The 14,882-nt window shown below is 48.1% G+C and carries 15 protein-coding genes and 1 other annotated feature; of the genes, 2 read left to right on the top strand and 13 right to left on the bottom strand.

Annotation, left to right across the window (positions count from 1 at the left end):
• Positions 1 to 86: 86 nt before the first annotated feature.
• The 4 genes from WDY75_RS07190 to WDY75_RS07175 form a co-directional block, all read right to left on the bottom strand.
• Complete coding sequence (locus tag WDY75_RS07190) at positions 87 to 494, bottom strand: hypothetical protein (protein WP_006212243.1); 408 nt, start codon at positions 492 to 494, stop codon at positions 87 to 89.
• A gap of 282 nt (positions 495 to 776) precedes the next feature.
• The gene (locus WDY75_RS07185) at positions 777 to 1,316 is read right to left on the bottom strand and encodes a peroxiredoxin (RefSeq protein WP_006212244.1); all 540 of its coding nucleotides are present in this window, start codon (positions 1,314 to 1,316) and stop codon (positions 777 to 779) included.
• A gap of 173 nt (positions 1,317 to 1,489) precedes the next feature.
• Positions 1,490 to 2,566 (bottom strand): 3-isopropylmalate dehydrogenase, encoded by a 1,077-nt coding sequence (leuB, locus tag WDY75_RS07180; protein ID WP_006212245.1) that lies wholly within the window; start codon positions 2,564 to 2,566, stop codon positions 1,490 to 1,492.
• 774 nt (positions 2,567 to 3,340) lie between these two features.
• Positions 3,341 to 4,111 carry a hypothetical protein gene (locus tag WDY75_RS07175; RefSeq protein WP_063480436.1) on the bottom strand — a complete coding sequence of 257 codons (771 nt, stop codon included), beginning with the start codon at positions 4,109 to 4,111 and terminating at the stop codon, positions 3,341 to 3,343.
• Between the two features lie 136 nt (positions 4,112 to 4,247).
• Between WDY75_RS07175 and WDY75_RS07170 the strand changes: the two genes are divergently transcribed.
• Positions 4,248 to 5,228, top strand: coding sequence for an aldo/keto reductase (locus tag WDY75_RS07170; protein ID WP_036639819.1), 981 nt, complete (start codon positions 4,248 to 4,250; stop codon positions 5,226 to 5,228).
• Positions 5,229 to 5,422: 194 nt separating this feature from the next.
• Here the strand turns inward: WDY75_RS07170 and WDY75_RS07165 are convergent, their stop codons facing one another.
• From WDY75_RS07165 to ilvB, 4 genes are all read right to left on the bottom strand, one after another.
• On the bottom strand, positions 5,423 to 6,961 hold the full coding sequence (locus WDY75_RS07165; protein WP_006212249.1) for a 2-isopropylmalate synthase: 1,539 nt from the start codon (positions 6,959 to 6,961) through the stop codon (positions 5,423 to 5,425).
• Between the two features lie 166 nt (positions 6,962 to 7,127).
• Positions 7,128 to 8,120: a ketol-acid reductoisomerase gene (gene ilvC, locus WDY75_RS07160; RefSeq protein ID WP_063480437.1), complete on the bottom strand. Its 993-nt coding sequence runs from the start codon at positions 8,118 to 8,120 to the stop codon at positions 7,128 to 7,130.
• Positions 8,121 to 8,298: 178 nt separating this feature from the next.
• Complete coding sequence (gene ilvN, locus WDY75_RS07155) at positions 8,299 to 8,784, bottom strand: acetolactate synthase small subunit (RefSeq protein ID WP_006212251.1); 486 nt, start codon at positions 8,782 to 8,784, stop codon at positions 8,299 to 8,301.
• Position 8,785: 1 nt separating this feature from the next.
• Positions 8,786 to 10,528 carry a biosynthetic-type acetolactate synthase large subunit gene (gene ilvB / locus WDY75_RS07150; protein WP_036639718.1) on the bottom strand — a complete coding sequence of 581 codons (1,743 nt, stop codon included), beginning with the start codon at positions 10,526 to 10,528 and terminating at the stop codon, positions 8,786 to 8,788.
• Positions 10,529 to 11,132: 604 nt separating this feature from the next.
• On the opposite strand from ilvB, the gene WDY75_RS07145 reads away from it, so the two are divergent.
• Positions 11,133 to 11,582 carry a GNAT family N-acetyltransferase gene (locus WDY75_RS07145; RefSeq protein ID WP_006212253.1) on the top strand — a complete coding sequence of 150 codons (450 nt, stop codon included), beginning with the start codon at positions 11,133 to 11,135 and terminating at the stop codon, positions 11,580 to 11,582.
• On the opposite strand, the gene WDY75_RS07140 is transcribed toward WDY75_RS07145, so the two are convergent.
• The 5 genes from WDY75_RS07140 to WDY75_RS07120 form a co-directional block, all read right to left on the bottom strand.
• On the bottom strand, positions 11,583 to 11,924 hold the full coding sequence (locus WDY75_RS07140; RefSeq protein ID WP_036639720.1) for a hypothetical protein: 342 nt from the start codon (positions 11,922 to 11,924) through the stop codon (positions 11,583 to 11,585).
• Between the two features lie 204 nt (positions 11,925 to 12,128).
• Positions 12,129 to 12,488, bottom strand: coding sequence for a 50S ribosomal protein L20 (rplT, locus tag WDY75_RS07135; protein WP_006212255.1), 360 nt, complete (start codon positions 12,486 to 12,488; stop codon positions 12,129 to 12,131).
• A 30-nt stretch (positions 12,489 to 12,518) separates the two neighbouring features.
• A complete protein-coding gene (gene rpmI, locus WDY75_RS07130) occupies positions 12,519 to 12,719 on the bottom strand; it encodes a 50S ribosomal protein L35 (RefSeq protein WP_007127239.1) in 201 nt (66 codons plus the stop codon).
• A gap of 26 nt (positions 12,720 to 12,745) precedes the next feature.
• Positions 12,746 to 13,240, bottom strand: coding sequence for a translation initiation factor IF-3 (gene infC / locus WDY75_RS07125; RefSeq protein WP_006212258.1), 495 nt, complete (start codon positions 13,238 to 13,240; stop codon positions 12,746 to 12,748).
• A gap of 53 nt (positions 13,241 to 13,293) precedes the next feature.
• Positions 13,294 to 13,440 (bottom strand) — a sequence feature (ribosomal protein L20 leader region).
• A gap of 78 nt (positions 13,441 to 13,518) precedes the next feature.
• Complete coding sequence (locus WDY75_RS07120; protein ID WP_006212259.1) at positions 13,519 to 14,757, bottom strand: glycosyltransferase family 2 protein; 1,239 nt, start codon at positions 14,755 to 14,757, stop codon at positions 13,519 to 13,521.
• Positions 14,758 to 14,882 lie beyond the last annotated feature (125 nt).

The following is a 14,882-nucleotide window of genomic DNA, read 5'->3' as shown; positions in this document are numbered from 1 at the left end:
AAATAACATAAATCATTAACCAATGGGTTGGGATTTGAAACATTAAAAAAGCCCCGGGTATTAACGAGGCTTAATTAATTCCTGAATTAAGGTTGCTTCTGGAGCCGAAGCCTGCGCTGACTCATTACAGCAAGCCGTCTTTTCAGTTCGCCCTGCCACTTCTCATCCTCCATCCATTTGGCAACCACCAAGAGATCTAACGACATATCAATCTGACTCTGAACAACCGTAAGGGGATCCTCCGACTCGCGGTTGACAACATTCTCAAATATCGCATCCTCATCTTCCATCACATAATCCTGAAAATCCACCTGGGATGCTCCGTCACCATGGGCGTATTCGGCTAATATTTCATACTCATTCTCCACCCGATGATGTACCTCTACGCGATGGCAGACCGGACAAAACAGCAGGGGAACATTATGTACTTGAGTGCGATAATGCTTCAGTGTACCCTTTGTACCCATCATACTAGCCCCACAGCAAAAACTCATATCGTTCACCCTCCTCCATGGATTCTCCACCGTTTCAAAATATTGTATTCGCTTTCACTCACGCTAATTCCTTCATGAAAAAAACCTTGATTAAAAATTTGGGCCATATTCCCTAACCAGTAAGTCTGTCAGCCTATATCTTTAATTATATATCAACGCAAGCGCGGTTCTCTAAACAAGAGTCTTCCCCTAAATCATCCAATAAAATCAGTGAGAAAAAACCCCCACTACCTGCACATAATGTCAGATAATGAGGGTTGTCCTAACTTTAACGAAATGGAATTACAGGTTGTTGTCGCCTGGCTTCCAGTTCATAGCGCACAATCCGCCGGATTGAAGTGCCTGGAGAACACGAAGGGTTTCCTCAACACTGCGGCCTACGTCGTTATGGTTAACAACTTGATATTTCAATTCGCCTTCAGGATCGATGATGTAGAGGCCGCGAAGTGCAACGCCTTCTTCTTCGATCAGAACACCGTAGTCTTTAGCTACGTTTTTGGTGATGTCGGAAGCCAGTGGGAAATTCAATGTTCCCAGACCATTAGCTTCTTTGGAAGTGTTGATCCAAGCTTTGTGGCTGTGGATAGAGTCAACACTCACACCCAGAATTTCAGTATCCAATGCTTTGAATTGATCGTAAGCATCGCTCAATGCCGTGATTTCAGTCGGGCATACAAAAGTGAAATCAAGCGGATAGAAGAAGAATACGAGCCATTTGCCGCGGTAGTCGGACAGGCTAACTTTTCCAAAATCTTTACCGTCTCCTGATACGGTTTCCATTGTAAAATCAGGAGCCGCTTTACCAACCAAACGTTCTGCCATGATTGAATTCCTCCTTAACATATGTAAGAAAAATGATTACTTCCTACATTCTATGTTCCTATGAACATTTAATAGAAATGTTATCATCGAGGCTAATCAAAGTCAAGATTATAAAGGTTACTTTATTATAATTATTATAAATAAGAAGTTTTCTTGAACAGCTGCTTCCTGTATTAACGGATAGCTGCGGCGATCAGATCGCCCATCTCGGTCGTGCTGAGCGCCTTGCTCTTATCCACGGCGATGTCCGCTGTGCGATGTCCGGCATCAAGCACCTCGGCAACTGCACGCTCGATCGCGTCCGCGGCATCTTCATAACCGAAGGTAAGACGGTACATCAGAGCTACGGATAAAATGGTTGCGATTGGATTCGCCAAGCCTTGACCCGCAATGTCAGGTGCGGAACCGTGCACGGGCTCATACAATCCGAAGGCGCCTTCACCCATGGATGCTGATGCCAGCATGCCGATGGAACCTGTCAGCATAGCTGCCTCATCGCTCAGAATGTCACCGAACATATTCTCGGTTACAATAACATCGAAGCTGGACGGCCGGCGCAGGAGCTGCATCGCGCAGTTGTCCACAAGTACATGCTCCAACTCCACATCCGGATATTCAGGAGCGATGCGGTTTACCGTTTCGCGCCATAGACGGGAGGTTTCAAGAACGTTTGCTTTATCAACGGAAGCAAGCTTCTTCCGGCGCTTCTGAGCGATCTCAAAAGCTTGATGCACAATGCGCTCAATCTCTGCTGTGTTGTACACGCAAGTATCTACCGCTTCTTCGCCGCCAGCACCTTCGCGTCTGAACTTCTCACCGAAGTAAATACCTCCCGTCAGCTCGCGAACGACCATCAGGTCCGTGCCTTCCAGAACTTCAGGCTTCAATGTGGAAGCGTCTTTCAAGCAATCAAAAATGACGGCCGGACGCAGGTTGGAGAACAAGCCGAGCTCTTTACGAATGCCAAGCAAACCGGTTTCAGGACGAAGCTCCTTCGAATTGTTATCCCATTTCGGTCCGCCTACCGCACCAAGCAGTACCGCATCGGCGCTTTTGCACACACTCAACGTTTCTTCAGGCAAAGGCGTTCCTTTCTCGTCAATGGCAATGCCGCCAAACAGCGCATGCTCTGTTGTAAAAGAATAACCAAATACCTCTTCGGTACGTTTAATAATTTTTTCCGCTTCCGCTACTACTTCAGGACCGATACCGTCTCCGGCAATTACGGCGATTTTCTTCGTTTCAGCCATCCTTCGTCACTCCTTATTTATAAATGCACTGGTCATTTTAATCATCTAGTTACTGTTGTAACATACTTCCCCCTCGATTGACCAAGATATAGAAACTATGAACTTAATTTGTTTTGCCTATAAGTAGAGGGGGATGTGATCAGGGAGATGGTGGCGTGTGTGAATGAGCCTGAGGGTTTGAGGAGTTTAAGCGAGTGTTTCGGGGAGTTTATGCGAGAGCTTCGAAGGGGTTATGTGGAGGCTCCGAAGAGTTTATGCCAGAGCTTCGAAGTGTTTATGGGGGGCTCCGAGTACGTATCGTTCCTCCAATCGCTGTTGTCGCCGAATTTCTTGGATTATGTTTTAATGGTTGAAATTCGGCTCCAAAGGCGACCGCTTCGCTTTTCCGGAATCGATTCGTCCTCTCCGCCGCTTCGAAGCAGAGCGAAATAGCGTCCCAGCGGATGCGAATCTCCCTGATCACAAGGGTGAGAAGGGGGACAAAAGCCGCCCTTGCAAAAGACATCGGACGGCGGCTTGAAGGTAATCTCATGAAGTCATGAAGGGATACTTGGTTAGTAGTGGTTTGGCTTTTGGCTACTACTTCTTGCTACTTGCTGTTACTTCTTGCTACTTGCTTCTGCTTCTTTCTTCTTTCTTCTTGCTTCGTGCTCCTTGCTGTCTTGCTACTTGATACTCGCTTCTTGCTTCTTGTTTCTTACTCAGCCGCTACTTCCCTCCTTACTCCCTTCTCCTCCTTTAAATTTGGCGAACTCGAGGAAGGGAACAGAGGTATTACAGGTCGACTTCTTGGAACAACACGTCAAAGTCCGGCACCTTAATGGTATGCGCCTTCTGGAAATCGTCGAAGAGTTTTTCCTGGAGCTGCTGATAGCTGTCCATGCCCTTCATGCTCTCGTCTGTCAGGATGCTCTGGAGGAATTTACTGATGTATAGCGAGGTTTCGTAGGCTTCGTATACCTCATCACTGTTCCAAAACTCTTCTGTAGTCATACTGGTAATGCGGATGCGGTTCTCCATCATATAACGGATCAACTGGTGGTTCTCATCATTCGGATCAGCTTCATCCAGCGCTGCTTTTTGAAAATGGACTGCCTCGCTGACTTCTTCGGGTGTTACCACAATACCTGACTGTTTGGCATAATTCACGGTTAACTGCTTGGTGACCATATCCTGTAGGAGTGCTTCGTCTGAAGGAATCTCTACCACTTGATTCAAGGCATAGATTAAATCCCTGTTTTTCTTGGCTAATACATAATCGCTCAGCGATATATTAACCTTTTCATCCTTTACGACCCAATCCGGATTTGGACCACTTCGGATTCTATCTTGAAGTTCCTTCACGGAATCAAAGGTTTCTCGAATCACCTGCTTGTTATTCTCCGACAATGATACGGACTGAAGACTTGGCAGATTATCAATCGATTCCTTGGACTCAGCGTAGCCAAACGTGTCAGATTGCGCTTGGTTACAAGCGCTAATCAGCAGCATGGAAATTAATGACACTAGTAAGAAAAGATTCTTCATAGGGATTCTTCGATTCATCCTATCCCTCCTCATAAAGTCTGTCTTTATTAATATTAACGTTACTGAATGCCATTAGTTACAATTTTCCTCCAATACGCTACAATAGGGATGAATTTGTCTTATATCCTACACGACCAAGGAGTGATCAATAATGATGCAGTACACCACACTCGGTAAATCGGGTATGAAAGTAAGTCGTCTTTGTCTCGGAACTATGAACTTTGGTCCATCTACGGATGAAAAAGAAGCCTTCCGTATTATGGATGCAGCGCTCGATGCAGGCGTTAACTTCTTCGACACGGCTAATGTCTACGGTTGGGGCGAGAACTCCGGGCTGACCGAAACCATCATTGGACGCTGGTTCAACCAGGGCGGAGGCCGTCGTGAGAAAGTCGTTTTGGCTACCAAATTCTACGGTTCCATGAGTGATCCGCTGGATGGCCCCAACAATGAAGCCGGACTGTCCAGCTATAAACTTCGCCGTCATCTCGAAGCATCGCTAAAGCGTTTACAAACCGATCATATCGAGCTGTATCAAATGCATCATATTGATTTATCCGTTACATGGGACGAGCTGTGGGGAGCTTTTGAAGTTGCGGTTCAGCAAGGGAAGATCGGATATGTTGGATCCAGCAACTTTGCTGGCTGGCAGATTGCAGTTGCTCAAGCTGCTGCGCAGAATCGGCATTTCCTCGGCCTGGTCTCCGAGCAGCATAAATACAGCCTGACTTGCAGGCTGCCAGAACTCGAAGTGCTTCCTGCTTCGCAGAAGCTTGGACTCGGTGTGATTCCCTGGAGCCCGCTGGATGGCGGATTACTCGGACGCAATGCGCTCAAGAAAATGGAGGGCTCACGCAGTGGCGGAAATGCGGAGCGTGTGGAAAAATATCGCCCACAGCTGGAACAGTTCGCTGCTCTCTGCCAAGAGCTTGGGGAACCGCAGGATAATGTAGCCCTGGCCTGGGTGCTCAAGAATCCGGCTGTTACAGGACCGATTATCGGTCCGCGCACCTTGGAGCAATTCGAAAGCTCTCTTCGTTCGCTTGAGGTTGAGCTCGATGAGTCGGTGATGAAGCGTCTCGATGAAATCTTCCCGGGTCCGGGAGGAGCCGCTCCACAAGCTTACGCCTGGTAAATACTTGCAGCGTCTCGACGGTTGCTTCAAGCCTGATTAATTCGAGCGTCATCGTACGGATAACAGCAGGTAAGCTATATATATATCGCAGTGACCAAAAAAAGAGGGACCGCTTCAACAGGCGGCCCCTCTTTTTCATTGGATATCTCCACTGCTACCACTCGGGAAACAGAGTTACCCTTCGCATTAAGTATTTATAGTGTAGCCCGCTCGCGCCGGCTAAAGGTTTTGCGTTTCTCAATCAGAACGTTAACCGCATCCACGTAAGCTCTTGCGCTAGCTTCAAGAATGTCGGTACTCAAGCCGCGTCCCTGTGCAGCCACATCATTTTGTGACAGGACTACATGCACTTCGCCTTGAGCATCCTTCCCGTGGGTAACCGATTTAATGGAATAGTCCGCGAGTGTTACCTCTTCCCCGGTCACCTTGTCGATCGCATTATAGATTGCATCAACGGAACCGTTGCCCTCGGCTTCTTCCTCAATAGTCTGATCTGCTGTTGCAATGCGAACCCTGGCCGTCGGCGTGGATTCATTGCCATAAGCAACAAAGATTGTTTCCAGCTTGAATACTTCCGGCGTATCGATCAGTTTCTCCTCCAGCAAAGCCAGCAGATCCTCATCGGATACTTCCTTCTTCTTATCAGCCAGCACCTTGAATTTAGCGAAGGCGTCATTCACCTGCTCTTCGCTTAACTCATAACCCAGATCCAGCAATTTCTCGCGGAAGGCATGACGACCGGAATGCTTGCCTAGTACGAGTTTGCTTTCTTTAAGGCCGATCGACTCTGGCGTCATGATCTCGTATGTCGTTTTTTCCTTCAGCATGCCGTCCTGATGAATGCCGGATTCATGAGCGAATGCATTTGCCCCTACAATAGCTTTGTTTCCTGGCACTACCATTCCCGTAAGCTTGCTCACAAGGCGGCTTGTGCGGGCAATCTCAGTCAGCACAAGTCCGGTCTTCGCTTCGAAAAATTCCTCGCGGGTCGCCAGCGCCATCGCAATCTCTTCGATTGCCGTATTTCCTGCGCGTTCGCCGATACCATTAATTGTTCCCTCAATCTGATCAGCCCCGTTCAGGATGGCAGCAAGCGTGTTTGCCGTAGCCATTCCCAGATCGTTATGACAGTGCGCACTCAGTTGAACCTTCTCGATATCCGGAACATTTTCCTTCAGGTATTTGAATATGGCTCCATACTCCGAAGGATTCAAATAACCTACCGTATCCGGAATATTCACAACGTTCGCGCCTTCCCGCACGGCCATGCCGACCACTTCCGCCATGAAATCCAGCTCTGTCCGGCCAGCATCCTCCAGGGAAAATTCCACTTTGGAGAAATACTTCTTGGCATAACGAATCGAAGCTTGTGCCGTTTCCAGCACCTGCTGCTTCTCCATCCGCAGCTTAAACTTGCGGTGAATCGGCGATGTAGCCAGGAACACGTGAATGCACGGATCCTGTGCACCTTGCAGGGCCTCCCTAACCGCATCGATGTCGTTCTCTCTGGAGCGTGATAGTCCAATGACCGTAACGTCCTTGACCGCGCGTGCCACTGCATTCACAGCTGCAAGATCACCAGGTGACGCAGCCGGAAAACCTGCTTCCATGCGGTCGATTTTCAACTTTTCGAGTTGAAGGGCAATTTCCACCTTTTCCCGAGTGTTCAAGTTCACGCCAGGAGACTGCTCTCCATCCCTCAGCGTTGTATCAAAGACATAAATCTTTCGCATGTCGGCACCTCCTTGAAGTTTATCGCATGACGTTAAACATCCGGCGGCAGGTTCATCCTATACCCTGCCGCCGGCTGCTTGATTTACAGGGCACGGGCAGCAGCACCATTGAACTGATGCTTGACTGCCCCATTCCTGAAGAATTCCTTATGAATTCTATATATTCTTATTTTTTGATCCAATGCATCATTTCACGAAGCTCGGCACCGACCACTTCAATCGGATGCTCGGACTCGTTGCGGCGAGTAGCTGTCAGGAATGCACGTCCGGATTGGTTCTCAAGGATAAAGTCGCGTGCGAATTTACCTTGTTGAATATCGGACAGCACTTCTTTCATCGCCTTCTTCGTATCTTCAGTTACAACGCGCGGTCCTGTTACATAGTCGCCATATTCAGCCGTGTTGCTGATGGAGTCGCGCATGCTTGCAAGGCCGCCTTCATAGATCATATCTACAATAAGCTTCAATTCATGCAGACACTCAAAGTATGCCATCTCCGGCGCATATCCAGCTTCCGTCAATGTTTCGAAACCGGCTTTGACCAATGCGGATACACCGCCGCATAATACCGCTTGCTCACCGAACAAATCGGTTTCGGTTTCTTCGCGGAAGGAAGTCTCGATAACGCCTGCACGAGTACAGCCAATGCCTTTTGCGTAAGCAAGGCCGATCGCCTTAGCTTGTCCAGTCGCATCTTTCTCGATTGCGATCAATCCAGGTACGCCAAAGCCTTCAACATACGTACGGCGAACCATGTGGCCCGGGGATTTAGGTGCAACCAGAAGGACATCGTTGTCTTTAGGAGCTACGATTTGACCGAAGTGAACGTTAAATCCGTGGGAGAACATCAAGGCAGCGCCTTTTTTCAGGTTTGGCTCGATATCGTTTTTGTACACGGATGCTTGCGTTTCGTCCGGCATCAGGATTTGTACCACGTCAGCACGGCTAACAGCCTCTGCTACAGGAAACACTTCAAAGCCATCGTTTTTCGCTTTATCAAAAGATTTACCTTCGCGAAGACCGATCACGACCTGCAATCCGCTGTCACGCAGGTTTTGTGCCTGGGCATGACCTTGGCTGCCATAACCGATAACCGCGATTGTTTTGTCTTTCAACACGCTGAGTTCTGCATCTTGTTCATAATAAGTAGTAATTGCCATTTGTATAAGTCCTCCTTTGATTTTAAAGACCCTTCATGATGAGCGGGTATCTCAATAGACCGACTTTATTCCCAATCACCGATCCGCTGAGACACCCGCTCATGCGATGCGGGCGTCTATCGCTTTATATTAGCTGTAAACTTTGTAATCTCGGGTAATTGATCATCGTATAGAATCATTACGCGTTACCGCGAATCATCGCAGTAACCCCGGTACGGGAAAGCTCCTGAATGCCGTACGGCTTAAGCAGCTCGATCATGGCATCGATTTTGACTGTGTCGCCTACGACCTGAACCATCATGTTTGCTGTGCCGATATCCACAACCGATGCACGGAAGGTCTCAACAACGCCCATAATCTCCGGTCTGGCTGAAGGCTCTGCCTTCACCTTAATCAGGGCAAGCTCTCTGGCCACCATCGGTTTCGAGCTCAGGTTGATAACTTTGATGACATCGATCAGCTTGTAAAGCTGCTTCTCAACCTGCTCCAATGTCGTTTCATCACCGGTGGTTACGATAACCATCCGGGATAATCCGGCTTCCTCCGACTGGCCCACCGTAATGCTCTCGATGTTAAAACCTCTGCGTCCGAATAATCCCGATACACGCTGCAGAACACCCGGCTGGTCGTTCACTAGTACGGCAATGGTATGTTTTGTACTCATCTTACGCATCCCCCATCAGCATTTGATCGATTGTCGACCCTTGCGTCACCATCGGATACACGTTCTCGCCTTTCTCAACAACGAATTCGACGAGGACTGGTCCCGGTGTTTCCAGCGCTTCAGCCCATGCACGCTGTGCTTCTTCTTTCGTAGTGGCACGAAGTCCCTTGACTCCATAGGCTTCTGCCAGCTTAACGAAATCAGGGCTTCCTGCCAGGTCGATGTGGCTGTACCGGTTATCGTAGATCAGTTCTTGCCATTGGCGAACCATGCCGAGCACCTGGTTGTTGATAACAACGATTTTTACCGGAATGTTGTTGATGGCACAGATGGCAAGCTCCTGCGAACACATCTGCATGCCGCCATCCCCGTTGATCGAAATAACCAGCCGATCCGGATGTGCCATTTGAGCGCCGATCGCTGACGGGAATCCGAAGCCCATCGTTCCAAGTCCACCGGAGGTGATCCATGAACGAGGCTGGTTGAACTTGTAATACTGCGCGGCCCACATTTGATGCTGACCAACATCCGTCGTTACAATCGCTTCACCCTTCGTTGTATCATTCAGCATTTCAATAACCCACTGCGGCTTCAGCACCGTCTCGGAATCAACATAACGGAATGGATACTCGGCTTTCCATTTGCTGATCTGATCTCTCCAAGCGTCTGCCTTCGCCGCATAAGGAACGATCGGATTCAGCATTTCAAGCACGGTCTTCACGTCCCCGACAATCGGAATATCCGTTGGCACGTTCTTGCCGATCTCAGCCGGGTCAATGTCGATATGGACGATCTTCGCATGCGGAGCGAAACCGTCAAGCTTTCCTGTAACCCTGTCGTCAAACCTTGCCCCGATGTTGATCAGCAGGTCAGATTGCTGAATGCCATGGTTCGATGTGTAGGTACCGTGCATACCCGGCATTCCCGTCCACAGGTCATGACCGCTTGGGAAGGCGCCCAAGCCGAGAAGCGTGGTTGTGATCGGAATACCGGATTTATTCACGAATTCGTAAAGTCCTTCATGAGCACCCGAGTAGATCACGCCGCCGCCTGCAAGAATCATCGGACGTTCCGCTTCCTCAATCGCACGGGCCAATTTATCCAGCTGAAGTTTGTTTGGCACGGTCCGAGGATTGTAACCTCTCAGCTGAATTCGATCATCCGGCTGGAACAGCGTGGTTGCTGCCGATACATCCTTAGGCACATCGATCAATACCGGACCTTTGCGTCCTGTTGAAGCGATGTGAAAGGCTTCGTGAATCACCCGCGGCAGGTCTTTCACATCTCTTACCAAATAGCTGTGTTTCGTAATCGGCATCGTGATGCCCGTAATGTCCGCTTCCTGGAAAGCATCTGTACCAATCAGGGTTGTTGCTACGTTTCCGGTAATGACAACAAGCGGAACGGAGTCCATGTAGGCTGTTGCAATACCGGTCACAAGGTTTGTGGCCCCCGGTCCCGAAGTCGCAATACATACACCGACCTTGCCGCTTGCGCGGGCATAGCCGTCAGCCGCATGAATTGCGCCTTGTTCGTGACGGGTCAAGACATGGTTGAAATCCTCAAAACCATACATTGCATCGTAGATATACAGGACCGCTCCACCCGGATATCCGAAGACGCACTCGACACCTTCGAGCAGAAGACTCCGAAGCAAGATTTCCGATCCGGTAATCACTTCAGGCTTCAACCATTTCTCTCGTAATTGTTCTGTAGACCGCACTTCTGGAGTTTGCGCGCTCATCAGTCATCCTCCTCTCAAATATTGGCACTCATTCATTCAATCATCCAAGCAACAAAAAAACCTTCCGTCGCCACACCCGGAGTATCTCCGTGTGAGGGACGAAAGGTTTAGCTTCCGTGGTACCACCCATGTTTGCCCTACACTTCGCAGTGTAAAGCCTCAGCAGGTATGAAGAACATGAAACACAGATCTTCAATATCTGCAGTCCGTAACGTGGACTAAGACGATTTTCCCTAATAAACGCTGTTACGACTTAATGCGATAAAGTCATAGCGTAACATCTTTCAGGAAAACAGCTCCGAGGTGAGCTCGTATAAAAGGGGTTTTGGTGGTGGTTTCAGCTGATCCATCCACTCTCTGAGCAAAAGAGCCCTTTAAACTTCGTCCTCATCATTGCCGATTGGATATATTCGTTAAAATGTTTAGAAACATTATATGATTCATTCATTCCAGAAGTCAACACATTTATTTTACTTCCGATGAAAGGTTTTCATTCGCAATTCGAGTTAATCCTTCGCTTTTCTGATGTAAAACACCCTATTAAACCCTGCTACATATGATAAATGGAGCTCACTGAATAGCGGTGAAGGGAGGGAATAACACGATGATCCGCTATCGAAAACCTGGGCAGGATGATCCCATGATTCAACAGCTGATTGAGTCCCAACTCGTCCCGCTTTCCCATATGACAAAAAAAGAGTTGGATACCATCCGCAAGGATATTCCCTCTCGATTGCGACGCGGCGTGACTCTCGTTGCCTCAAATTCAGATCACGAAAAAGTCATTGCCTTTATCCATTTTATGATGCACGGCGAACTGCTCTATATCGACATGCTGGCCGTAGCACCCACCGCACAGCGAAAACGGTGGGGTATCCGATTGATGGAACATGCCGAACGTTTCGCTGTATCCCGCGGATGCAAACGCGCCAAGGTCATGGTAGACATCGGCAACCAAACTGGTCTTAACTTTTACCGCAAACTCGGTTATACGGTTACCAGAATCATTGAACCAAGCCAATGCTATGAACTGGAGAAGATCTGGTATGCTTAATTACCAGAAAAAGCCCCCGCCAAAGCCAGGTCCGAAACCTGGGCCGTAGCCGCCATAACCAGGTCCAAATCCTCCGTATCCTCCAGGGTATCCTCCCGGATAGCCGCCAAAACCGCCGCCGAATGCGTATGGAGCCGTACCAATGGCAAGAAGATCAAACAATGCGAGCGGAACAATCGCCTTGGTCTTTACTTTTTTGCCCTTTGTTGCAGGTACCACAAAAAGGCGACTGCCGGAGACACGTACCAGCTTGCCTGTCACCACAGTCCCGTCTTTCTTATACGCTACGATCTCTTTGCCCACATATGATTTCACTTTTGCCTTACTGACAGGCTTGTGCATAAGATCCCTCCTCAGGTAATATACATTTCAATCTATTCAGGAAGGATATCCTTTGCTTGTTTAATGGCCCTTATCGGGCAAAAGATAGGCATAATTCTGCAAAAAGCATGGCTTCGGCTGCATTATATATCCGGGGGATGCAACAAGACCTCAAAAACGAAAAAACCGCCGTAATATTACGGCGGTTTTTTCATACACGTATAATTAAGCGTTCACTTTTTCTTTAGCTACAGTAGCCAAGGAATTGAACGCGTTCAGATCATTAACAGCCAGATCAGCCAGCATTTTACGGTTAATGTCAACGCCAGCAAGTTTCAGACCATGCATCAATTTGCTGTAAGACAGACCGTTTTGACGAGCAGCCGCGTTGATACGAACGATCCACAATTTGCGGAAATTACGCTTCGTATTGCGACGATCCCGGTATGCATAAACGAGGGATTTCATTACCTGCTCGTTAGCCGTTTTAAAAATGCGGTGTTTGGAACCGAAATAACCTTTCGCAAGCTTCAATACTTTTTTATGTCGACGACGAACGACAAATCCGCCTTTAACTCGTGCCATATCAAAAGACCTCCCAATAATTGTTGTTTACTATTTCAAGTTAGCCAGACCTTGCTTCAAACGTTTAACATCTCCAGGCGCCATTACAGGGCTGTTGGACAATACGCGCTTCGCACGCTTGGATTTGTGGGAAAGCAAGTGGTTTTTGTAAGCTTTATAACGTTTTACTTTACCAGTACCTGTAATTTTGAAGCGGCCTTTCAGGCTGCTATGTGTTTTCATTTTGGGCATTGTAGTACTTCCTCCTCTAATTTCTCTTAGGCTTTTGGTGCCAAAATCATAATCATGCTGCGGCCTTCCAGTTTTGGTTGACGCTCAATGACGCAGAGATCTGCTACTTCCACCTTCACGCGCTCCAAAATTTTCTGCCCGATGTTGGCATGGGTGATTTCACGACCACGGAAACGCACGGAGCATTTCACTTTGTCGCCTTCTTTCAAAAACTTAACGACATTGCGAAGCTTGGTTTGATAATCATGCTCCTCAATGTTGGCTCGGAACCATACTTCTTTAATATCCACAATTTTCTGGTTCTTACGTGCTTCCTTCTCTTTCTTCTGCTGCTCATAGCGGAATTTACCATAGTCCATGATGCGGCATACCGGCGGTTTCGCCTGAGGGGCCACGTTCACCAGATCCAGATTGAGATCAATTGCCATTTGCAGTGCTTCACGAATCGGCTTGATCCCGATTTGCTCACCTTCGGCACCAACTAAACGTACTTCCTTGGCCCGAATCTCGTCATTGATCATATGTTCCTTACTGATAGTCCTCCACCTCCAAATTACTTGTTGTTCCTGTTTGCAAAAAAAATAAAGGGATGACGGGTTAATCACCGACATCCCTATTTGATACTCATCTCACAAATGAAGTTGAATCCATTCATTGATTTCGTGATCAAACCAGCCAACGTATGTCAGTCAGGTGAGAAGCGGCGCTTCTGCTTGCAATCAGATATTCTGTTTAACAGACTAGGATAGTATAACAGGTCCCACCAGCCTGTGTCAACACAGATATAACATAAACTTTATTACCCTTGTTTGCTCTGCACTTCTTCAAGGCGCACAACCCGGGTATGCTCCGTATGACTCCACTGCTTGTTGTTCTGCGTGAAGAACGCATACACCGTGATAGGATACCACGACAGCAGGTAAATCGGGAACAGCACCAGATACAAGTAAACCTTCTTGTATTTGACCTTCTCAAGCAGCATCGCAATCATGAACGTGAACACGTTAGCCGCAATCGCGGTAAAGCTTAGCCACAGCGGCAGATATCCATACAGATTTGCGATATTCGGACCATCGAAGAACGAGTTGTCAATCCAAATGACGGCCGTCAACAAGAAAGTCAGCAGCACGATGTAGACGTTAACTCCGTACAGAGCCAAGTCCAGCTTCACGAGGCTGCGTTCTTTAATGGCACGCCACAGCAGCGGGAAAAAATAACGGCGGGCAACCGTAAAGTGACCCTGCATCCAGCGCAGACGCTGTCTGGCAGAAGCCTTGAACGTAAGCGGCTTTTCGTCAAATACCTTGGCATCATAGTTGAATTTCGGGTACACGCCGCGCATAACACTGCGCATGGTGAACTCCAAATCCTCAACCAGACTGGTTGCGCCCCAGCCCATCTCCTTCAAGAGATTCGTCTCGAAGCACATTCCTGTACCGCCAAGGAAGTTGGCCATGTTCAGATTGCTGCGGGAAAGCTGCCACAGGCGGTTGATGTACCAATAGGACACCCCGTAAGAGGCGGTGATCCAAGAATCCTCAGGGTTCTTGGTATCGATGTATCCCTGGATAACTCTCGCTCCAGAGCTAAGATCATTATTCATTTCGATCAGGAAATTCGGATCTGCCAGATTATCTGCATCAAACATGACGACCGCATCATACTGGCGCGGCATTGCCCAGAGCTCTTTAAGCATCCATTCGATGGCATAGCCTTTGCCTCGCAGATTCTGGTTCGTACGCACGCATGCGTTCATCCCGTGGGCACGGACGATCTCAGCAGTACGGTCTGTACAGTTGTCACATATGACAAATACATCGTACAGATCTTTTGGATAGTTAAGCTGTTTCAGGTTCTCCATCAGAGCTCCGACAACCTGTTCTTCGTTGTGTGCAGCAACTAACACTGCAAATGATTTATTCGGTTCAAAATGCTGCTTCTTTTTTCTCTTGATCAGACCAAACAAAGAGAATACGAACTGGTACACACCCACCGCGGCCAAAAATAGTTGGAGCGCGATAAAGATGGCGTCTGTCATGATTCTCCGTTACCCCCTTTTTATAACCCGAGAATGTTTTGTTATTTTTTCTCTCTAAGTTTTTTGCTTTTTTTTGTTGTTGCATGACCCTGTGACCTGTGTCTGTTTCTTCTAGTAGCCTCGGT

The sequence above is a fragment of the Paenibacillus glucanolyticus genome (assembly GCF_037333485.1).
In the GTDB taxonomy this organism is placed as follows: Bacteria; Bacillota; Bacilli; order Paenibacillales; family Paenibacillaceae; genus Paenibacillus_AQ; species Paenibacillus_AQ glucanolyticus.
The sequence above is the reverse complement of the archived record's forward strand: the minus strand, read 5'-3'. Positions and strand labels throughout refer to the sequence as shown.